General features: G+C 60.5%; 15 protein-coding genes and 1 tRNA gene. 5 read left to right on the top strand and 11 right to left on the bottom strand.

What is annotated here, in order from left to right; genetic code table 11:
* The first annotated feature begins 26 nt into the window (after nucleotides 1-26).
* The gene (gene chrA / locus SFUM_RS00480) at nucleotides 27-1,223 is read left to right on the top strand and encodes a chromate efflux transporter (RefSeq protein ID WP_041439501.1); all 1,197 of its coding nucleotides are present in this window, start codon (nucleotides 27-29) and stop codon (nucleotides 1,221-1,223) included.
* A 172-nt stretch (nucleotides 1,224-1,395) separates the two neighbouring features.
* Here chrA and SFUM_RS00475 read toward each other — a convergent pair whose 3' ends face one another.
* Nucleotides 1,396-2,064, bottom strand: coding sequence for a cytochrome b/b6 domain-containing protein (locus SFUM_RS00475; RefSeq protein WP_011696967.1), 669 nt, complete (start codon nucleotides 2,062-2,064; stop codon nucleotides 1,396-1,398).
* 3 nt (nucleotides 2,065-2,067) lie between these two features.
* Complete coding sequence (locus SFUM_RS00470) at nucleotides 2,068-3,720, bottom strand: tetrathionate reductase family octaheme c-type cytochrome (RefSeq protein WP_011696966.1); 1,653 nt, start codon at nucleotides 3,718-3,720, stop codon at nucleotides 2,068-2,070.
* A gap of 1,220 nt (nucleotides 3,721-4,940) precedes the next feature.
* On the opposite strand from SFUM_RS00470, the gene SFUM_RS00460 reads away from it, so the two are divergent.
* Nucleotides 4,941-6,473, top strand: a complete 1,533-nt coding sequence (locus SFUM_RS00460; protein WP_041439498.1) for a hypothetical protein — start codon at nucleotides 4,941-4,943, stop codon at nucleotides 6,471-6,473.
* A gap of 137 nt (nucleotides 6,474-6,610) precedes the next feature.
* Here SFUM_RS00460 and SFUM_RS00455 read toward each other — a convergent pair whose 3' ends face one another.
* From SFUM_RS00455 to rbp, 4 genes are all read right to left on the bottom strand, one after another.
* Nucleotides 6,611-7,840, bottom strand: coding sequence for a nucleotidyltransferase domain-containing protein (locus SFUM_RS00455; RefSeq protein WP_167321297.1), 1,230 nt, complete (start codon nucleotides 7,838-7,840; stop codon nucleotides 6,611-6,613).
* 188 nt (nucleotides 7,841-8,028) lie between these two features.
* Entirely contained in the window at nucleotides 8,029-9,885 is a 1,857-nt protein-coding gene (locus SFUM_RS00450) for an ABC transporter ATP-binding protein (RefSeq protein ID WP_011696962.1), read from the bottom strand.
* 842 nt (nucleotides 9,886-10,727) lie between these two features.
* A complete protein-coding gene (locus SFUM_RS00445) occupies nucleotides 10,728-10,910 on the bottom strand; it encodes a hypothetical protein (protein WP_041439495.1) in 183 nt (60 codons plus the stop codon).
* Nucleotides 10,911-11,720: 810 nt separating this feature from the next.
* Nucleotides 11,721-12,089 (bottom strand): RNA-binding regulator, encoded by a 369-nt coding sequence (rbp, locus tag SFUM_RS00440; protein ID WP_011696960.1) that lies wholly within the window; start codon nucleotides 12,087-12,089, stop codon nucleotides 11,721-11,723.
* A 553-nt stretch (nucleotides 12,090-12,642) separates the two neighbouring features.
* On the opposite strand from rbp, the gene SFUM_RS00435 reads away from it, so the two are divergent.
* Nucleotides 12,643-13,203: a DUF3558 family protein gene (locus SFUM_RS00435; protein ID WP_011696959.1), complete on the top strand. Its 561-nt coding sequence runs from the start codon at nucleotides 12,643-12,645 to the stop codon at nucleotides 13,201-13,203.
* A gap of 465 nt (nucleotides 13,204-13,668) precedes the next feature.
* On the opposite strand, the gene SFUM_RS00430 is transcribed toward SFUM_RS00435, so the two are convergent.
* The 5 genes from SFUM_RS00430 to eno form a co-directional block, all read right to left on the bottom strand.
* Entirely contained in the window at nucleotides 13,669-14,445 is a 777-nt protein-coding gene (locus SFUM_RS00430) for a LutC/YkgG family protein (protein ID WP_167321296.1), read from the bottom strand.
* Nucleotides 14,446-14,490: 45 nt separating this feature from the next.
* Complete coding sequence (locus SFUM_RS00425) at nucleotides 14,491-15,918, bottom strand: LutB/LldF family L-lactate oxidation iron-sulfur protein (RefSeq protein WP_011696956.1); 1,428 nt, start codon at nucleotides 15,916-15,918, stop codon at nucleotides 14,491-14,493.
* Nucleotides 15,919-15,936: 18 nt separating this feature from the next.
* Nucleotides 15,937-16,719 (bottom strand): (Fe-S)-binding protein, encoded by a 783-nt coding sequence (locus tag SFUM_RS00420; protein ID WP_011696955.1) that lies wholly within the window; start codon nucleotides 16,717-16,719, stop codon nucleotides 15,937-15,939.
* Nucleotides 16,720-16,882: 163 nt separating this feature from the next.
* Nucleotides 16,883-16,957, bottom strand: a tRNA-Cys gene (locus SFUM_RS00415).
* Nucleotides 16,958-17,210: 253 nt separating this feature from the next.
* Nucleotides 17,211-18,491, bottom strand: a complete 1,281-nt coding sequence (gene eno, locus SFUM_RS00410) for a phosphopyruvate hydratase (RefSeq protein ID WP_011696954.1) — start codon at nucleotides 18,489-18,491, stop codon at nucleotides 17,211-17,213.
* A 183-nt stretch (nucleotides 18,492-18,674) separates the two neighbouring features.
* On the opposite strand from eno, the gene efp reads away from it, so the two are divergent.
* Together efp and epmA are read left to right on the top strand one after the other, a co-directional pair.
* Nucleotides 18,675-19,247, top strand: coding sequence for an elongation factor P (gene efp / locus SFUM_RS00405; protein WP_011696953.1), 573 nt, complete (start codon nucleotides 18,675-18,677; stop codon nucleotides 19,245-19,247).
* A 4-nt stretch (nucleotides 19,248-19,251) separates the two neighbouring features.
* The gene (gene epmA, locus SFUM_RS00400; protein WP_011696952.1) at nucleotides 19,252-20,178 is read left to right on the top strand and encodes an EF-P lysine aminoacylase EpmA; all 927 of its coding nucleotides are present in this window, start codon (nucleotides 19,252-19,254) and stop codon (nucleotides 20,176-20,178) included.
* Nucleotides 20,179-20,180: the final 2 nt, after the last annotated feature.

Genomic DNA, 20,180 nt, shown 5'->3' with positions numbered 1-20,180 from the left:
CACTAACGAACGCAAGGAAGCCTTTCATGCAAAACCACACTCCTGAAATCATTGCGGAGAGCTACCCGGCGCTCTTTTGGAGGTTTCTGCGCTTCGGATTGCTGGCATGGGGCGGCCCCATTGCCCAAATCGCCATGATCCGTCAGGAACTGGTCGAAGAGGAGAAGTGGGTCTCCCCGGAGCGCTTTAATCGCGTGCTGGGTCTCTATCAAGCCCTTCCAGGTCCCGAAGCGCACGAACTGTGCGTTTACTTTGGCATGGTGAATCGCGGTCGCTTCGGAGGTTTCCTCGCCGGCCTCGGCTTCATGTTGCCCGGGTTCGTCCTCATGTTCCTCTTGTCCTGGTTCTATCTGTCCTACGGAATGGCTATCCCCCGGTTCCAGGCGGTTTTTCTGGGTCTTCAGGCAGCGGTCGGTGCCCTCATTGTGCGGGCCATTCATCGCATTGGCGGCCACAGCCTGACGAATGCCTATCTATGGGGCATCGCCGCCATGGCGGTCCTGGCCGAGGTGCTCGGTACGCCCTTCCTGTTGACCCTTACGGTTGGGGGAGCGGCATACCTGCTTATCAAAGAGGAACGGCGCACCTGGTTCTATCTGGTCAGCGCCCTGTTCGTGGCGGGTGTCATTCTCGCGTGGAAAGTACAGGGATCGGGGGTCTTGCATAACATCAACCAGCCACCGACGGGAGCCATCCATGCGGCCTCCCTTCCCGGTCTGTTCGTTTCCGGCCTGAGAAGCGGGATGCTGACTTTCGGTGGGGCCTACACGGTGATCGCCTTCCTGCAGCATGACGCTGTCGCGGTGCAGGCCTGGATGACCAATGCCCAGTTCCTGGACGGCCTGGCGCTTTCGGGCACGCTTCCGGCGCCGCTCATCATCTTCGCCACGTTCGTCGGCTTCGTTGCCGGAGGTGGCCTGGGGGCTTTGATCATGACGACGGCCATATTCCTCCCGGCTTTCGGCTTCACCTTGATCGGCCACAGCACCCTCGAGAGAGTCATTCAAAATGAACGCCTGCATGCGTTCCTCGACGGGATTACTGCCGCGGTGGTGGGATTGATGGCGGTCACCACCCTCAACCTGCTTCGGGCGGGAATCGGCGACTGGCGGGCCTTGGGAATTTTTGCCCTGGCCCTGGCGGTGCTCGCATTGTGGCGAGCCAAACTGGCCATTGCGGTTGTGATGGTTGCCGCCGGTGCCGTCGGTGTGGCATTGTTTTGAGTACACAGCAACAAGGATAAGCCCCTGCCGGCAAGGTGTACCCACCTTCATCGAGAAAGCAATACACGATGAGGTCAAAAGGAGTAGAAGCTCCACCGGGGGTTTTCAAGCTGTCGGACTGCGCCTGTCGATTGTTAACGCGGCAATACGATACCCGGACGCCGGCGCTCTCTCAGGAACACTCCGCCGATTTCCCGCGATCCTTGCGCTCCCAATCGTCGATCGGAGTACCCTCCGCCACCTGTTCCCAACCGGTGATCATGGCTCTGGTGTGGGCGAAAAGCGTGTGGCCGGTAGTGATCATGTACAGGTGCACAATCAGAAAAGAGAGAACGCCGAAGGCCCCGGCCAGATGGATGCTCGCAACCACCTCCAGGGACAGCCAATTCAGTCCCCAGTCCGGCCAGGAATTGTAACCCCAGTAGAGAAAGCCGGTGATCATCTGGATGGGGAGGAGAATCGCCGCCAGGGAAAGGTACACCAATCGCTGCAAAGGGTTGTGTTTGGCGTCCTTGCGTTTCGGAACGGGGTGGGCTTCCCCGCGGAAGATCCCGTAAGTGTAATAGCGGATAACGGTCAGCATCTTCCTGGTGGTGGGGATGTACTGGCGCCATTCTCCCGTAGTGAAGAGCCAGAAGACAAAAAAGGCAAAAGCGATGAGCCAGGAAAGACCGGCGTACTCGTGGATCTCGGTGGCCAGTTTGAACCCGAAAAGCCGGAACAGGCCGTTTATCTCGAATCCCGTCATCAGCAGCAGCACGATGAGAGTGGTCTGCAGCCAGTGCCAGAATCTTTCGTACCGGGTGTAAAGATAGACGTTGACCATCTCAGTCTGCGTCATGGCTCAGTCCTCCTTTTTGCCTCTGGCGACCATCCGACCCAAACCGTGGAAAAAGACCCCCGCCAGTGAACCCAGGACCAGGATCCACCCCATCACCTGGATTGGCTTGTTGACATCACGGCCGGGCATGTAAAAACCGCCCAGATTCCGCAGACGACCGTTCTTTGAGTGGCATTCCTGGCATTGGACGGCCTTGTCTTTAGGGGCTACCATGTGCGTGATGGGAAAGACGTAGGTGGAGTCGACAAATCCCAGTTCCCCGCTGAACGGCAGGCCGGCATAGGCCATGCCCGCGGCGGCGGATTTGTCCCAGTCGTAGTCGGCCCAGTAGGCCCCCGTGCCTTCCTTGCCGAACAACCGCGGAATCACCAGCGTTTTGTTCACCTTGTCATAGGGTTGCCGGCCACGGTGAACCTTGAAGGGGAAGATTCGCGCATTGGCGTCGTTCTTGTCGCCGTTCGGCCAGCCGACGGCAACCACGCCGCTCGGATCGATGGTGTCCCTGGCGGTCAGAGTGGTAAGGGAACCGTTGAACCAGTAGTATTCAGGAACCACGTTCCTGGCCCATTTGAACTCACCCTTTTTCGTATCGTACCCGGGCTTGCCGAACTCATCCAGTTCCTTGTACGGCTTGCCTTCCTTCATCTGCCCCGCTTTGGACCAATCCCACCACATGGTCGTGGGGTTGACTCGAGCATAGGTCGAAATATGACAGCTCTGACAGGCCACCTTGTCCGTGTGCGCATTGGCTTTAACACCCGGTTTGTGCGGCGTGCGCGAGTGGCAGGACTCGCACATGATCTTGGGCGTAAGATCGTCTTCGATCAGGCTTTTTCGACCTTTGGCCGCCGGAGTCGAATAGATGCGGCCGGCGATATGGTGGACCCTGGTGGTATGACAGCGCACACAGTCGAAGTTCTGCCCATCGGTTCCCATGTGCACATCGAGCTCTTTGTTGGGCTTCATGAGCGAGGAATCCATGTCCCCGTGCTTGACGCCATCTCCACCTCCCCCGAAAAAATGACAGGTGCCGCAGTTCTGCCGCGTCGGCCGGCCGACACTCTGGGCCACCTTGTTCCATTCCGGCGGCATGTAGGTCTTGCCGTCCTCCTTGAAAACCGTCGGTTCGCTCACCGGATTCCCGGCGCCGGTGGGAAACTTGTGATAGGTGCCCGTCTGTTCGTGACACGCCAGACAATCGACGCTATGGGCGTTGCTGAAATCGAATGTCTTGTCCTTCCAGCCATAGCCGGCATGGCACGAAGTGCAGCGCGGTTCGTTGGATTGAATGTTGATGCAGAAGTTGTTCATGCTCAGGCCGCCCTTGCCGACCCTGAGCTTCGGATCGACATTGGGATCGAGCCAGGTCCAGTGGATGGTCTTCTGAAACTGCCCAGCCGCCAACTCGTGACAGGAGAGGCAGGACTCGGTCACTTCAGGTCCCGACTTGAATTCTTTCTTAAGAATGGGGTGGAGCGAATGGTCGGCGGTAATCCAGATTTCCCGACCTTTCGTGGCCTGTTGAGCCATGGCTCGACCCGGCGCCTGGTTCTCGTCGAGCACCTTGATTTGCGCCCACCCCGGCACGGATGAAAAGAACACGGCAGCCAGTGCCGCCCCCGCAAGCCAACGACCGCACACACTCCAAGCGTTCATAGCTTCCTCCCTCGCACCGCGGCGTCTCACGGCGCTGCTGGAAGACAACAACCCGGGAGTCGGTGTTCCCCCTCCCTCCGAATATGTCCTGATTCAATTTGACTGGGAGCTAATGTACTGAATGAATAATGCCTCAATCTGAGTGCCGACGAACTCCGAGGCGCATTCCGATCTTGAATCCCGCTCGAAAAAGCTCCAGGCCCGCACTGAAGACCTATTGAGACTTCAAATAACTCAATGAATAACGCAAGGCAACGACAAAAGAGGAGAAACCGAAATCGTCGGGTAAGAAAAATCGCGGTCCGTTCATGGTCCGCTTTGTTGAAACGCGCGCCGGGAAAGGGCCTGCGACCAACCGGGAAAGACCGACCTGTCGAGGAGCTCAAAGACGACGGGTGCCGGGTTGGCCTTCGAGCCGGTCCGGACAGACTCCCGTCGCACTTGGGCATTCTTCTTGGATATGAAAAAACCCGGGACATCGATCATCCCGGGTTCTTCATGCGTCCAGAATTACGCCCTATGTTTCAGTGAGAGGTTGACCCGGGCTCAGCACCCGCAGTCGTCGTCCAAACGCCCGCCCGACAGAAGGAATTCCGCATCCTGCGCGTTGTAGTCTTCGTCCGCAGGCACATCCGTCACTTTTTTGAGCTTATCGTCAGCTTCCATGGCACCCTCCGTTGCCTTGATCGACGTTTCATCATAGTCTTCATGGATGTCAGAGAATCATTCCTTGTTAATAAGGAGTATAATCACGCAAACCGCTGTGTCAAGAAAAGCACCACGTATCACCTCAATTCTCGGGAGCGGGAAAAGAAGACCGCAGCCCCCCCGCGCACAACCCGGCATCGATGACGGGAGGAGCGGCCGGATTTCGCGCGTGTTCCCGGGCCGCCCGGTGAGCCGCCGGGCAAGGCGGCCCCGCGAAGACCGATCAAAGGTCTTTGATTGACAGGAATTTCCGGCTATTATATACGCCAAGCTGTAAACGTGCCGATGCGGGACAACCGATTCATCCGGCCGGTCTCGCCGCTTTCGGGAAAAGCGGGTCGCAGTCGAGCTGCATCGAGACTTCTCAAACTCGCCGGCGGAGGAGCAGAGCGGCTGGAATACCACCCCCGGGTCGGCGAGCCTCCTTTCCCCGGGAAAGGGACCGTCGCCCGCGAGCCGCACGGGGGATGACGCCGGGAACGTCGAAGCTGTCACCGGATGCGAACCAGTCTATGGATCGAGAATCACGCGCACTGAAGTTTTTGATCGACACCAATTCCCTGCCCTCGCCTGAAAGGGCTGCGCCCGGGGACGCGACCACTCCCGCCGCCGCGCTGAACCGCTTGGCGGGGCAACTCACGCACCGGCTCTACGTTCATCCGGCGGCCTGTATCGACACCAGTGCGAGCAAGCCTTCCTTCAAGCTTCATCAGCACCCGAATCTGCCCGGGAAGTGTCTGCTGCTTCCGACCCCGCCCCAGGTTCCACCCCCGTTCGAGACCGTCTTCGGCCCGGCGCCTTCCGGCACCGAGGAGTGGCTCGGCCACCGCCTGCTGGCCGCTCTGGCTGCCGACGCCGTTGATTTCCTGATCTCGGCCGACGGCGACCTCTACAGGAAAGCCAGGCGGCTGGGACTCGAGCGAAGGGTCCTGACGATCGCGGAAGCGGTTGCTCTCATCACGGACCTCTCGGAGCGTCCGAGCTCACCCTTCCCCATCGTGGAAGAGGTCAAGGCCGAGACGTTGTCCCCCGACGACCCGATCTTCGACGGCATTCCGGACGGAGGAGCGGTCGTTCTCGGCTCGGACGAGGACAGCCGTTCGGCCTGGGTCATCCGGGACGATCGCCGGAACGTGACCGGTCTGTGCATCGCCGGCCTGGACCGCCTGCCTCCGCCGCTTCTGAGCGGCAAGGTTTTGAAGGTCTGGTTCTGCCGGCTGTGCGCGCAGAGCAACAGCTCACGCTCTGGCGAACTGCTGCTGAGAGCCCTGTTCGATCATGGGGCCAGGCATCGATACGACTGGGCCCATTGCAGGGTCCCCCGGGGTCGGGAAGCCCTCGTTCAACTCCTGGAAGACTTCGGTTTTGGGCGGCTGAGCGGACAGGACAGCTCGGAAGAATTAGTATTGGCAAAACCCCTCCACCCCATGCAGGATGAGATCGGCGTTCCGCACCCCCTCGCCTTTCACATCAGGTTCGGCCCCACTCATTTTCGGATGGAGGACGTCGACTATTATCTGGTCCCCATTTCTCCCGACCTCTCGCAGCAGCTTTTCCCCGAATGTGAATCCCAGAGGGCGCTGTTCCGGAACAAGCGCCCTTTCGGCAACCCCATCCGGAAGGCATACGTTTCGAGGTCGCCGGTCCTCAACGTGGCTCCGGGCTCGGTGCTCTTGTTCTATCGTACCGGCGACCAGCGCGGGTTGGTCGCATCGGGCGTCGTCGAGGAAACCATCCCTTCTCAAACGACCCGGGATGCGATCCGGGCGCTCGGCATGCGCACGGTTTACACTTCCGGAGAATTGGATGAGCTTTGCGTACGCCCTGTTTCCGTGTTGCTCTTCCGGCAGGCGCTGGCGTTTCGGCCTGAAATTCCCCTGGCGAAACTGATCGATCACAAGGTATTCAAGCAAGTCCCGCAGTCCATTGCAAAGCTCGATGGGGAGGGCTTGGCGTGGCTCCGCGGTTTCCTTGCCGGTTTTCAATCGGCTCCATCCTCCACCCAGGCAGCGCAAATTCACCCTCTGCCGTCGCCGGCATCCTGACCGCCGGGAATCGAATCCCGACACCCGCGAAAGCTCTTCCCTTCCCTCGTCGCGTCGTTTTCGGACGATCCGATGCCTTGAACAAGGCGGATGAGGCCTCCTCTCTTCATTCCCGTAGAAGTGGAAATCCGGGCCTTTCAGGGTTTGTCCGACCCCGACGTTCGCCTCGCGCCCGTGCGATCCGGGGTCTGCCGCCGTGGTGTTCGAAGCGCTTTGTTCAACACGCTCCTGACCGCCAGCCTCAACAAGCGGCAGGGGTAGTAGAGGAAATACAACCTCGCGGGAAGGCGGATGAGGGACAATTCGATGGATGTGGGAGTGAACAGATTGAGGACGATTTCATGGAGTCTGTCCGTGAATCTCGACATTGTCCTCATGTGGAAGAGGTTCAACCGGTCGGCAACATCCACCGTCGGCCGTTCTTCGGAGCTGAACAGGGAACGGATTACCTTCCCTGCCAGGACCTCTCCTTTGCGGTCGGCACGCATCCAGTCCCCGATGTTTTCCGGTACTTCGGCTCCCGCTAGTTCAGCCGCCAGTCTCAGGCCGAGCGCGAGCATCACCGTGCTGTTGGTCCGCTTCGCCCGCGCCAGGACGCCGGGCCAGTCCATCGCGCGGTGCGCCGCAATCAGCACGGCGACATCGGAAATCAGGGAAAGGCCTTCCCAGCGGTGTTTCGCACCGTGCCGGCAGAGAAACAGGAGCAGGTCTTCCATACCCGGAGCCCTGACCGTTGCGCCTTCGATTGCGACCGTCACGCTACGGGGCCAGAGCCGATCCAGGTCCTGGAAGAAGGAGAAGCACGGCGGCGACAGTCCCCAGTGCAGATCCACCGTCGCCTTGCCGTCATTGCGGACGAAATGGTGTTCCGAGCGCGTCAGGTAGAAATGTTTTTCGTAGGCTTCCGGGAGCCTCAGCGCGGGTTGATAGCCGATTTCCCGCAAGAGGTCCTTTGTCTTGAGGAAATCGTTCCTGCGAACCAGAAGGTCCAGATCCTGGAACCGGCGCATGGCGATGCTTCCGTAGGCGGCCACGGCCAAAGTGGGGCCCTTGAACACCAGGCAACGGATGCCGCGGCTTCCCAAGGCTTCGAGTATTCTGATCAGTTCATAGCTCAGCAGGAGATTTCCGGCGAAATTGGCTGCATGCTTGCGCTTCATCGTCTCCAGCACGGATTCCGGCACTTCGCGCCAATGGGATTCCTTGAGCACCGCGTGCAGGATCGGCAGGATTTTGTGGGCCTCCGCCAGGCGGAGGAGGGCGTCCCAGTCGAGGCGGCCCTGAAGCTGCCGCGCGATTCGCGTCCTTTCGTCCCTGCCGGAGTAGTGGCGCACGCATCTCAGGATCAACCCGGATTCAGGGGTCAATGGAATTCCGGCAATTGTGTCGGGTTCCCGGGCTTTCAAGTTCACTCCCCGTCAACTTTGGGGTTCCGGAATGTCCCCCTGCCGCCGCAAAACGTATCCCGGCCGCCCGTGAAGCGCCCGTCTTGAATCCGCCCGTCCGACACGGGTTTTTCTCGTTCCGGACGTGACGGGATCAACAATGGAGACCCTCACGGCTCCGGCGTCGAGTCCCGGTCGAGATTTCGCATCTGCCGTCGCCAGGATTCGGCGTATCGGCCCCCCTGTCGGAGCAGTTCCTCGTGAGTCCCCGACTCCACGATGCCCCCGTTCTCCATGACGTGAATCATGTCGGCCCGCATGGCGGTAGTGAAACGGTGGGTGATGAGAATGGCCGTCCGCCCCTGCGCGAGTCCCCTCAGCCTGCCGAGCCAGTCGGCCTCGGCCCATGAATCCATCGAGCTGGTCGGTTCGTCCAGGATCAGTATGGGAGACTGCCGCAGGAAAGCTCGAGCCAGAGCGATGCGCTGCCATTCGCCCGCACTCAGATCGATCCCGCCCTCAAACCACTTCCCGAGCAAGGTATCGTAGCGGTCCGGGAAGCGCTCGATGAATCCGTCGGCTCCCGCCCGTCGCGCCGCGACTTCGACGGCGGCCGAGTCCTTCATTTTCCCAAGCTCTCCGTAACCGATGTTTTCATGCACCATGGCGCTGTATTTCACCGGCTCCTGGAACAGGATGGTGATGTTGTCCTGCAACTCTCTCAGGGGAATGGATCGCAAATCTACTCCGTCCAGTTCCACCTGTCCCGCCTCGGGATCGTAGAGTCGGCACAGAAGTTTTATCACCGTGCTCTTCCCCGCCCCGTTGGGACCTACCAGAGCAACCATTTTGCCGGCGGGAACGGTGAGGCTGAAATCCCCGAGGGCCCACTTTTCACTGGCGGGATAGCGGAACGCCACGTGCCGGAAGCGGATTCCTTCCCGCAAAGGCGCAGGAGCGCTCACAGGCCTTTCCGGTTCGCGGATTCCCGGTTCGAGGCGGAAGAACTCGAAAAGGTTTTCAAGAAAGAGGCTGTTGCTGTAAATCTGGCCGACGTTTTCCAGCAGCCCTCCCATCATCTGCTTGCCCTGGTTGAAGGCCTGGTAGAACAGGGCCAGGTCCCCAAGCGTGATGGCGCCGAGCAGCACGCGCCAGACCATCCATGCCATGGCGGCCCCTGTGATGAGCAGCCCCACGATGCGCGCCCCCAGATCCGCCAGGGCCCGGTTACGGGTCAGAGCAAGCCGGTCGCGGCGCAACGCCTCCCGCAGGGTGCGGAAGAGCGCGCTGAAATGACTCCCCAATTCGAACACGCGGAGCTCCGCAGCGGTTTCACGGCTGGTCATCACCCAATCGTAGTACCTGCTCTTTCTCTCATCCACCGTTGTGCGCAGCCACAATTCATGTTCGCGCAAGTTCTGGCGCAGCACCACGCAAAAGGCCGGCAGAGTGCTGACGATCAATATCAGCGGCAGCCAGGGTCCAAACTGCAAGAGCACCGCAGCCATGGCCACGAGGGTAATTCCGTTCTGAGCCAAACTGCCCAGGTTTTCCAACAGGATCATCGGACGGTACCCCGCCTCGAACTGCGCGCGGTACAGACGGTCGAAGAATTCGGCCGATTCATAGAAGGCCAGGTCCAGTTCCATGGATTTTTGCTGGATGAGGTGTTTCAGGTGATCCTGGAACAAGCCGGACTGGGCCGTGCGAATCCAGATGGTGAGGCTCCGCAGGGCATCGGCGACCAATGTGACGGCGGCCATTGCGACGATGACGAGGAGGAGCGAACGGAAACGGGGCGCGGGCTGCCCACTGCCGACCGCGGCCGCAAGGCCGTCCACCAACACCTTGAGCAGCCACACGTTGGCCACGGGAAGCAGGCCCTGCAGCACCACGAGCAGGCCCCACGCAAGGGTCCAGCCCCTGGTCGCCTCCCAGACCATGAATACGGCACGCACGAGATTCGGGAGTTGAGCGGCCGCCTTGCGAAATTTTGCAGCCAGCTTGTGATTGCTTCGGCAGACCATCCGTTCGACTCGAAATAGGTACGGGAATTGCGGTCACCGGGTTTTCACGCCGTGCGGGGCGTCTGCCTCCGTGCAATCGGGGCGTCCGAACGACATGATGAGGTTGAAGGAGCTTAGGAGAGTTTCCTCAAGGACGCAAGCACTATGTGCGTTCGTCCACGCCGGGGTGGGTTCGAGAGTCGCGACACGGGTTGCCGGAGCGCCGCGGGCAGAAATGCATCGACGCGGAGGGGGACGATGTTGCCTCCGCTCATCCATGGGCTCCGCGGTGAGCGCCCGGCAAAGATGAACCGAAGCCATGCGCGCCGGTCCATGCCTTTGAGCGACCAGGCGCCGGGAATCCGCGGCCGGGCGTTTCGCTATGAATAGCAGGGGATTGCTGCACGAAAACAGACGTCGGGTCAGGAGCTTCCCTATACGTGACGCTACAAATGATTGCGCCGGGTTATGCTCCTCACCGTCCCGGACGCCCCGGATCGCAATCCGGGGCGGTCCCCGGGGAACGGTCTTTTTCTCCCGATTCCGCCCTGCGCTTCAATGATGCCGATGACTCACCTTCTTCGTCGCGAGCCTGATGCCCGGGCAGTCCGGCTCATCCAGGCCGTTTTTTGCGCAGGAATCATTCATGTTGCCGTGCGGAAATCTGATCGGATGGATGGAGTTTCGATTATTGCGATTCTATGAGCACCTTCAGGCCGCTTCAGCGCGATCGGGAATCCGCGCACACGGCTTCAGCAGCCGGTTTCCCGGCATTCGGCGGCGCATGATAAGGAAAACGCGCCCGGAAGGAGCACCCCGCCGGGCGCGCTCTCAAGAATGTCCATGATGTCGTCCGTTCGATCCTATTCGTCGAAGTCGATGATGAGGTCCGCTTCGTTGCCGCACACCTTGCAGACTCTCGTCTCTTTCTGCTTCTTCTTCATGACGCCCGCTTCGGGAATCTCCACCATTTCGCACGTGATCGTCATTTCCGCTTCGTTGCCGCATTTGTCACACGTACATACTTCCCTTCTCTCCGTCGCCATCGTATCTTCTCCTTTTGCGTTAATAATGAGCTAATGGATGAGCACTCCAGCCTGAATATCACGGCTATCACTATAATCATCCTTTGAGCAAAACAAGGGGGGCAAGAGCATTTTTCTTCCGCAAAAAATTCTTCGAACGTGCCGCTACCCGATTTTAGTGTTATCTCAATAGGATGGAAAATCAGGACCCATGTCGGAAACCCCTTTCCCATTGACCGGAGGATCGATTGTCCGCGCGACATGAGCAGATGAAAGCGGCGGGACGCCGCCGGGAAGGATGTCTTCCTCAGTCCTCCCGAAGTTCGAGAGACAGGCACGGGGCTTCAAGCTCGGTCCTTGAGGTAAGGCGGTTCTCCCGGGACGGCCCCGAACTCACCGGAATTTACGAGAAAGCCCCGAGAGCCGACCACATCCCCGGGGCTTGTTGCGAGCTTTCGGCCTGTTCCGATCAGCAGGAATCTCGACAAGAACCTTTGCGATTCGTTGAAAGCTGAAAGGTCATGGCCTTCCGAGGGCGAAGCGGGCCGCCCCCGGGTTGCGCCCCGACCATACTGACCAGCGGACCGCACGGATGGAAAACCTTCCGGCCCACCGATCGGGTGATCGAGGCACACCACTGCTTCATGGAATTCGCCGTGAAAGGGGGTAGCACTGCGCGCAGAGCCGACCGTCACACGGGACGACGCCCACAGGGTTCCGTGTTTGCCCTCCCGAAAGCGGACTCCATTAGATGTTGAATTCTTCCGGGAATACCCGTTCGATCCTTCCCACCCGCCTCGGGATGGGAAGGGTGTTCAAAAGCGGACGGGATTACCAGCCTTTCTTCCTTCCACCACCGCCGCCGCCGAATCCGCCGCCGCGGCCTCCACCTCCGCCGTAGCCGCCACGGCCGCCGCCGGATCCCCCACGGGGCCCGCCGCGTCCCCGGTCTTCCCTCTGCTTGGCTTCATTGACGGTCAAGGGCCTGCCGTTAAAATCCTTCCCGTTGAGCTCGGCGATGGCCTTTTGGCCTTCCTCCTTGGTCGACATTTCAACAAAGCCAAAACCGCGCGACCGTCCCGATTCACGGTCCTCAACGACAGTGGCCGACTCCACCGTGCCGACCTGCGAGAAGAGTTCCCGCAGCTGCTCGCTGGAAGTCTGAAAAGACAGGTTGCCCACATAAAGTTTCATTGACATAAACTAAAATCCTCTCCGCTGTGCGATTGACGATACACTTATGAAACAGACTACTCCTGAAGAAACCCGGGCCTGCGTTCAAAGCCCACAAGACTTCCCAATGCTCCTCCTCCCGAACTATCCCAGGCACAGCTTCCTCTTTTTCACAGCGGAGAACGCGGCCGTTGATAAACGAGAGAGACATCTTGGTCCAATTGTAAAGACATCCCGAAGCATTTGCAAGGGAAGTTCCATTAAATTGAGCGGCACGCGGCGGCGCCCCCTCCCAAAACCGGGAAAAGCCCCATGTCCTCACCCCCGCGAGCCCCCGTGTGCCGGAAGCTCACGATGAAACACCACGATCGGCTCCAACGGGCGGGCCGGAAGGGTCGAGACCGTGGGCCGCGCTGCCGTTTGGCCCACTTTTGTGTGCGACCGTCGTCCGGGTCCCACCTTGTCCCGGTCCCGCCTGCTTGACAAGAATCTCTTTTCTGGCATGGTATAAGCTTTCGGCATTGGAACGCCTGCCCGGATCGGGCGAGATGAACGGCACCCGAGAAAAGGAGCTCGAACCATGCAAACGCCGCGGACGCTGACGGTCCTCCTGGCTCTCACCGTTTTCCTGGTGTGCTCCCCGGGCTGCGGCCAAAGCAGTTCCTCCGACAAGCCGCAGAAACCGGCGGCGGCTTCCACCACGCTTTCCAATCATCCCACGCCTTCACCCGCGGGCAAGGCTTCCGCGTCCGTAAACCGGCGTGTCGATCTCGCCTCCCTCAAGCCCTGCGGCATCCTGTCCCGAGAGGAAGTGGAGTCCGTCTTCGGAACCGTCAGGGGCGAACCGCGGGAAGACGTCTCGATCAGTGGCGAGAAAGGGTGCACCTATCGCAACCTCAAAGGCAATTTTGCGGACATTGTTGTCTACGAGCCCGAGAAATGGAAACTGCAAAAAGTCGTCCGCAAGAATGTCAATCCCGCGGAAGGCATGGGCGATGAGGCCTTCTGGGCCAGGGTCGACAACACGGTGGAGCTCTGGGTCCTGCTTCGAGACCGGGCGGTCGTGGAAGTCAGGGTGAGCACAAAGGATTTGGAGCAGGCCAGGAAGCTGGCCCAGTGCGTTATCGACAAGCTGCCGTAGAGTTGGATGACACATCGTTCCGCTCCACCGGCCATCGCAGCCATGCAGCGGTGCGGATCCGCGAAAAGCGCCGGATCGAGCGAGCCGCGCGCGCGTCGGCGTTCACCCGGACCCTGCGATTTGCTCTTGTTTCTCCCCGCTTGCGAAACGGGAGGGACTGTCTATATTCAAGAGCACAGAAGACGATTCCTGACGGATTCACACTTGCGGGGACTGAGATGAAAACGTCTTTCGAGGACGGAGAACGGGGAGCTCGGAATCCAGGGACGGGCATGGACCCCGTTTTCGGGTCGAGCGCTCCCACGAAATGCCGTGTTCCCGTAGACATTCCTTCCGAACTGCACGGGCCTCTGTTCTACCCTCTTTCGAGGACTGAGCGGCCATCAGGCCGCGGCCGGCGAGAGCCAAGAGCATGGAGTCTCCCCGCGAAAGCAAGGGATGTATTTCGAGAGGCCCGCCGCGCGCTCAGTTCGCTGTTGAAGCAGCGGGGCCGATGATCACCACAATATGGAGCTCGCGCGGTCCGTGTGCGCCGTGAACCATGGACAGCTCGATGTCCGCCGTCTTGCTCGGACCCGTCACCATCGTCAAGCAGTTGGTCAGCCCTTCATCTTCCCTTTCCCGGGCTTCCCATCTCAGGAACGCGTAAAGCTCCCGGAGGTCCGCGAGAATCTGATCCAGGGTAATCACCGCAATGTGAACGGAAGGAACGAGGGAGAGCATCCGGGGCTGACCGGGTCTGGTCTTCATCACCAGGGTCGCGGTGTCCGCGACGCAATAATCCGCCGCCGTCACTCCGATGCAGGATTCCACCACGTTTTTGCGGATGTGCTCTAGTGATTCTTCCGCAGGCATGCCTTCAAGCCCGGGAGCGCACAGGCCGGCCGTGAACACGGGCACGTCCGAGTCGGCCAGAATGCGCGTCAGGTCCAGGCGAGCCGGCAACGGATGCCGCCACACCGCCACGCGCTTCTCCACACCCCACTCCGGGCACGTTTCCCGCACCAGCCGCGCGACGGCCAGGGCTGCGGCCCCGGCGTCCTCGACCGCCGTCACGCCGATTTTCAGCGGACCTGCCCTCTCTCTCAGCAGCTCGAGCAGTTCCAGGCGGGAGTCCCGGCTGCGGGTTTTCGCATCGTGGATCGCCCGCAGAACCTCGCGATCCGGCCTGTCCCGGAACAATCCTGCGGGGACTTCTCTCCGCCCCGGAGGAAATCCCAAAGCCCGTCTGACATTTTGCATGAATCGTGTTCGGTCCGTCGCCTCGCTCGGCTTCATCTTCTTCCCCTATCGGAGTTCCTTCCACCGTTTCCTGAAGGCTCGTCCATCGAGACGCTTGATGTCGCGGCTTTGCGTCCACTCGTGAAACGGGTAAGGCAGCCGGGTTATGGTGTCCTTTGCGCCCGGCGGCAACCGTTGCAGGAAAGCCGCCGCGGTGAGTGCAAGCGCGTAGAGACCGGGTGACCGTACGAGTCCGGCCCACAGCGTGAAGAACAGCTTTTCGGCGGGCCGCTCACGCTTTACGCCCCACCCGTCATCCCCGTCGGCGAGCTTGGACCGCAGCCGCAGGAGCATCCCGGGAATATCGATGTGAAGAGGGCACGCGTCCCGGCACGCCCCGCACAGGGTCTCGCCGAGACACAGGTCTTTCGCCCGGTTCACGCCCACGAGCAGCGGAGTCAGGACCGAGCCCACCGGACCGCAATAGACGTGTCCGTAGGCGTGTCCCCCGATCTTCCCGTACACCGGACACACGTTGAGGCACGCGGCGCAGCGGATGCAACACAGGATTTCCCGGAAATCCTCATCGGCGAGGATCCTGGACCTGCCGTTGTCGAGAACGACGAGGTGGAATTCATCGGGGCCGTCTTCCTGGTCGGGCTGCCTCGGACCGCCCAGGTAGGAGACATAGCCCGCCAGCCTCTGGCCGGCGGCGCCCATGCAGAGCAGGCGAAGCAGGACGTCGTGGTCTTCGAGGCGCGCCGCGATCCTTTCCATGCCCATGATGGCGATATGCACCCGCGGCAAGGTCGAGGCCATGCGAATGTTGCCCTCGTTGGAAACCGTAGTGATGTGGCCGGTCTCGGCGCAAGCCAGGTTGCAGCCGGAAATTCCCATGTCCGCCTCCAGGAATCTCTGCCGAAGCGCATTCCTGGCCGCCCGAGTGAGCGCAACGGGATCGTCGGTGTACGGAATCCCGAGCTTTTCCGAGAAGAGCCGGCCCACTTCCACCTTTGTCTTGTGAACCGCGGGGGCGATGATGTGAGAAGGAGGTTCGCCCGCCAGTTGGACGATGAATTCGCCCACGTCCGTTTCGCACACCTGGATGTCGGCCTCCTGCAGAGCCTCGTTGAGGCCGATTTCCTCGGCGACCATGGACTTGCCCTTCACCACTTTCTTCACTCCAAGCCGCCTGGCCGTCTCAAGGCAATACTCCACGGCTTCCCGGGCATCCCGGGCAAAAAAGACCCGGCCTCCACGGTTGAGAATTTTGTCAGCCAGCCTATCGAGTAGAACGTCGAGGTTTTCGATGGCCCGCATACGGGCCCGGCGGGCTTCCAGCCTCAACCCCTCCGCATCCGAAAGACTGGAGAAGGCGGTGGCCGTGGCCTTGCTGATGCGCTCCTGAAAATCGCTCAAAGCTTCCTGCAGGTGCCGGTTATTGAGGGCTTTCCCGGCTTCCTGCCTGAACAGTTCGGTCCTTATGCGGGTCATACGGAGTCCCCGGAGTGTTCACCGACACGGCGGGTGAGGAACCCGCCGGGCAGGTGACGGCAGGGCATCGCTGGAGCCTGCCAGGAGTTGAGCGATATGCATCGCCCGAACGGGATGCCGAGTGCGGCTGAGAATCCCCTGGATGTTCATCAGGCAACCCATGTCGCATCCAACCACGGTGTCCGCCCCGGAATCGAGGATGTTCCTCACCTTGTCCTTGAGGATAGCCGTCGAGATGTCGCCGTACTTGAACGAGAAGACGCCTCCGAAACCGCAGCACCGCTCGGAGTCCTTCATTTCCACGAACTCCACATCCCGCACCCGCCCGATCAGCTTTCGGGGCTGTTCGCGCACTCCGAGACCACGCAGCAGATCACAGGAATCGTGATAGGTGACCTTCCCGCGGTATCGCGCTCCGACATCTTCGATCCCCAGCACGTCCACCAGGTATTCGGTCAGCTCGAAAACCCGCCCGCCCACGGCGCGGGCCTTCTCCAGCCACCCGGGGTCGTCCCTGAACAGTTCCGGGTATCGGTGCCGAACCATGGCCACGCAGGACCCGGATGGGCAGACAACGGTCCCGGCACTTTCGAAGGTCCTGATGAAATGCCTGGCCGCCACCACGGCTTCCTTCCGGTACCCGGCCTTGAAAGCCGGCTGGCCGCAGCATGTCTGGCCGGCGGGATAGCACAGCTCCACTCCCAGTCTTCGAAGTACCTCGACCATGGCCTCACCCACTTCGGGGTACATGCCGTCGATGATACACGGAACGAACAACGTCGCTTCTTTACGCCCGTTCATGGCTTTCCCGCGCAAATTGAAAGGATGCGTACCCAGGCAAACGATCCCGTCGTTCGGCGGCCATAGGCCGTTCGGGACGTCGAAAAATCAATCGATATTTTTGAACCGGAAGAAAAATCAAAAAAGGGGCCACGGTACCGGGACCGTGACCCCTTGATTTTTCTGGAGGCGGCAAGCGGATTTGAACCGCTGAATAACGGTTTTGCAGACCGCTCCCTTACCACTTGGGTATGCCGCCGGAACATGATCTGCTCTTTGTACCGGAAATGCGGGATCCTGTCAAGGGCTAGTTCACCTCAATGTAGTTCACCTCAAGACGGGTTCCGACCGGTTCGCCTCAAGGCGTGCCGCGGCAATGGCGAGCCGTCCAACGGTTCCGTTCGATACCGGAGCTCACCGGTTCGAGCCGATTCGAGACGCAGCACCCGTGACGCCGGCAACCCTTCAAGCCCTGTCCCGTCATTTCCGCAAACTGCCGTGAGCCGGGCGCACTAGACTCGAAACGCCGACATTCCGGCGTAGCAACCCGAAGCCCCGAGCTCTTCCTCGATCCGGAGCAACTGGTTGTACTTTGCGATCCGCTCCGACCTCGAAAGGGACCCCGTCTTAATCTGACCGGCGTTGGTGGCGACGGCCAGGTCGGCGATCGTCGTGTCCTCGGTCTCTCCCGAGCGGTGGGAGATGACCACGGTGTAACCGGCTTTGAAGGCCATATTGATGGCCTGGAGGGTCTCGGTCACGGTGCCGATCTGGTTCAGCTTGATGAGAACCGAATTGGCCACTCCGTCAGCGATGCCTTTTGCAATGATGCTCGTGTTCGTCACAAACACGTCGTCGCCCACCAACTGGACATTGTAGCCGAGCTTCCGGGTGAGCGCCTGCCACCCGCCCCAGTCGCCTTCCGCCATGCCGTCCTCGATGCAGATGAGCGGATAGCGCCCTGCCCAGGCTTCGTAGAATGCGATCATCTCCTCGGCGCTTTTCGTCGGGCTCTGTTCGGCGCTCATGTGATAGGAGCCGTCCTTGTAGAATTCGCTGGCCGCGGCGTCGATGGCGATGTAGATGTCCTCGCCCGGTCGGTACCCGGCCGCCTCGATAGCCTGCATGAGCACTTCCATGGCTTCTTCATTGGAGCTCAGGTTGGGAGCGAACCCGCCCTCATCACCCACGGCGGTGTTCAATCCCTTGGACTTGAGCACCTTTTTGAGGTTGTGAAAGGTCTCGGCTCCCATTCTCAGGGCCTCGCCGAAGGTCGGCGCGCCCGCGGGAACGATCATGAACTCCTGGATGTCCACGTTGTTGTCGGCGTGAGCGCCGCCGTTGATCACATTCATCATGGGCACCGGAAGAAGAGAGGCCATGGCCCCGCCCAGGTACCGGTACAGGGGAAGCTCGCACTCGGCCGCCGCCGCTTTGGCCGCGGCCATGCTCACGGAAAGGATTGCGTTTGCACCCAGGCGGCCCTTGTTCTCCGTTCCGTCCAATTCGATCAGAAAACTGTCCAGGCCGACCTGGTCGCGCCCGTCCATGCCGATGACTTTGGGAGCGATTTCATCATTGACATTTTGAACCGCCTGTAGCACTCCTTTGCCGAGGTATCGGGCGGGGTCCCCGTCACGCAGTTCGAGGGCCTCCCTGGAGCCCGTGGAAGCCCCGGAAGGGACAGCGGCGGTGCCGGAATAACCGCTGTCGAGGATGACCTCGGCTTCGACGGTGGGATTGCCTCGCGAATCCAGGATCTCTCTGGCTTTAACGGAGAGAATCTCGCTCATGATATGGTTGCCTCCTTCGAAATGTTGGATTGAAAGAACGGCCGGCGACCGCATCCATGGGGCATCGTCTTGAACGTACGGAATCGAAACGGTCGCCGGATCAAGCGTCTTGACCCATTCAAAGACATTTCATTACAATAGGTAATTTGATTTGGGTAATCAATCCGAAAGAAAGGAAATTACATGGGAGTCACACTGACCGCGGGCGACCTGCGCAAGGGCCTCAAACTGGAAATGGACGGAGAGCCGTACATCATCGTCGATTTCGAATTCTCCAAACCGGGCAAAGGGCAGGCCCTGTACCGCTGTCGCTTGAAAAACATGATCACCGGGTCGCAGTTCGACCGCACCTACCGGTCGGGAGACAAGTTTCAGAGCGCCGATCTGGAAGAACAGGACATGCAGTTTCTCTACAAGCAGGGAGACAGCTATCACTTCATGAATACGACTTCCTACGAGCAGATCGAGATGTCCGCCGCCCAGGTCGGAGACGCCACCAACTATCTCATCGAGAACCTCGTCGTCAGCATGCTGATGTTTCAGGGGCGCCCGATCGGCATCAGCCTTCCCAACTTCGTCGAGCTGAAGGTGATCCGGTCCGACCCCGGGATAAAGGGCGACACCGCGGCGGGGGCTACGAAGCCCGCCACGATGGAAACCGGTTTCATCATCCAGGTTCCTCTTTTTATCGAAGAGGGAGAAACGCTCAAGATCGACACGCGCAACGGCAGCTACGTGGAACGCGTCAAAGTGTAGGACCATGCCGGAACGGAATATCCTGTCCGCAAAGCGCGACGCGCTCGAGCTCCGCTCCCGGGTCATCGAGCGCATTCGCAGTCACTTCCGGCGGGCGGGATTCCTGGAAGTCCAGACCCCGTTGCTGACCCCGGCTCCCGCTCCCGAGCTCAATATCGAAGCCGTGCCCGCCGGTGACGGCTTTTTTCTCGCAACCAGCCCGGAGCTTTACATGAAGCGCCTCCTGGCGGCCGGATACGGGAAACTCTTCCAGCTCACCCCCGTTTTCCGAAGCGGAGAAAGGGGCCGATTGCACCACCCGGAGTTCACTTTGCTGGAATGGTACCGAACGGGAGCGAGCTACAAGGACATGCAACGGGATTGCGTGGAGCTGCTGCACGAGGTTTGTGCCTTCGGAGCGGCCACGGGTGGGGGGACATGCCGCGGCAGCGTGATCGAACCCGGAAAACCATGGGAATCCCTGACCGTTCGCGACGCCTTCTTACGCCTTGCGGGATGGGACCCGGTCGTCGACTTTGACCCCGACCGCTTCGATGTCGACCTGGTGACGAAGGTGGAGCCCTATCTCGGGTTCCCCAACCCCTGCTTTTTGGAAGACTATCCACCCGAACGGGCCGCACTGGCCCGTCTGAAGGACTCCGCCCCCCCCGTGGCAGAGCGCTTCGAGCTGTATTGGGCAGGAATCGAGCTTGCCAACGGCTTCACGGAACTGACCGATCCCGCGGAGCAGCGGAAGCGCTTCGAGGCGGTACTCGCGGACCGACACGAGGCGGGGCTTTCATCAAGACCGATGCCGGAAGCCTTTCTGGCCGCCATAGAGCATCTTCCGCAATGCGCCGGAATAGCCCTCGGCCTTGACCGGCTCGTGATGCTCCTGGCCGGAGCGGACAGCGTCGACCGGGTGGTTGCGTTCCCTCCCGATCTTCTCTGACA

The sequence above is a fragment of the Syntrophobacter fumaroxidans MPOB genome, assembly GCF_000014965.1.
Lineage (GTDB): Bacteria > Desulfobacterota > Syntrophobacteria > Syntrophobacterales > Syntrophobacteraceae > Syntrophobacter > Syntrophobacter fumaroxidans.
Note: the sequence above shows the minus strand (reverse complement) of the source record. Positions and strands in the feature narration are given on the sequence as shown.

Bases quoted from the DNA above. Each gene is read 5' to 3' on its own strand.
- SFUM_RS00450 (WP_011696962.1), bottom strand. From the start codon at position 9,885: ATGGTCTGCCGAAGCAATCACAAGCTGGCTGCAAAATTTCGCAAGGCG.
- epmA (WP_011696952.1), top strand. From the start codon at position 19,252: ATGCCGGAACGGAATATCCTGTCCGCAAAGCGCGACGCGCTCGAGCTC.
- efp (WP_011696953.1), top strand. From the start codon at position 18,675: ATGGGAGTCACACTGACCGCGGGCGACCTGCGCAAGGGCCTCAAACTG.
- eno (WP_011696954.1), bottom strand. From the start codon at position 18,491: ATGAGCGAGATTCTCTCCGTTAAAGCCAGAGAGATCCTGGATTCGCGA.
- rbp (WP_011696960.1), bottom strand. From the start codon at position 12,089: ATGTCAATGAAACTTTATGTGGGCAACCTGTCTTTTCAGACTTCCAGC.
- SFUM_RS00470 (WP_011696966.1), bottom strand. From the start codon at position 3,720: ATGAACGCTTGGAGTGTGTGCGGTCGTTGGCTTGCGGGGGCGGCACTG.
- SFUM_RS00420 (WP_011696955.1), bottom strand. From the start codon at position 16,719: ATGAACGGGCGTAAAGAAGCGACGTTGTTCGTTCCGTGTATCATCGAC.
- SFUM_RS00425 (WP_011696956.1), bottom strand. From the start codon at position 15,918: ATGACCCGCATAAGGACCGAACTGTTCAGGCAGGAAGCCGGGAAAGCC.
- SFUM_RS00475 (WP_011696967.1), bottom strand. From the start codon at position 2,064: ATGACGCAGACTGAGATGGTCAACGTCTATCTTTACACCCGGTACGAA.
- SFUM_RS00445 (WP_041439495.1), bottom strand. From the start codon at position 10,910: ATGGCGACGGAGAGAAGGGAAGTATGTACGTGTGACAAATGCGGCAAC.
- SFUM_RS00435 (WP_011696959.1), top strand. From the start codon at position 12,643: ATGCAAACGCCGCGGACGCTGACGGTCCTCCTGGCTCTCACCGTTTTC.
- SFUM_RS00430 (WP_167321296.1), bottom strand. From the start codon at position 14,445: ATGCAAAATGTCAGACGGGCTTTGGGATTTCCTCCGGGGCGGAGAGAA.
- SFUM_RS00460 (WP_041439498.1), top strand. From the start codon at position 4,941: ATGGATCGAGAATCACGCGCACTGAAGTTTTTGATCGACACCAATTCC.
- chrA (WP_041439501.1), top strand. From the start codon at position 27: ATGCAAAACCACACTCCTGAAATCATTGCGGAGAGCTACCCGGCGCTC.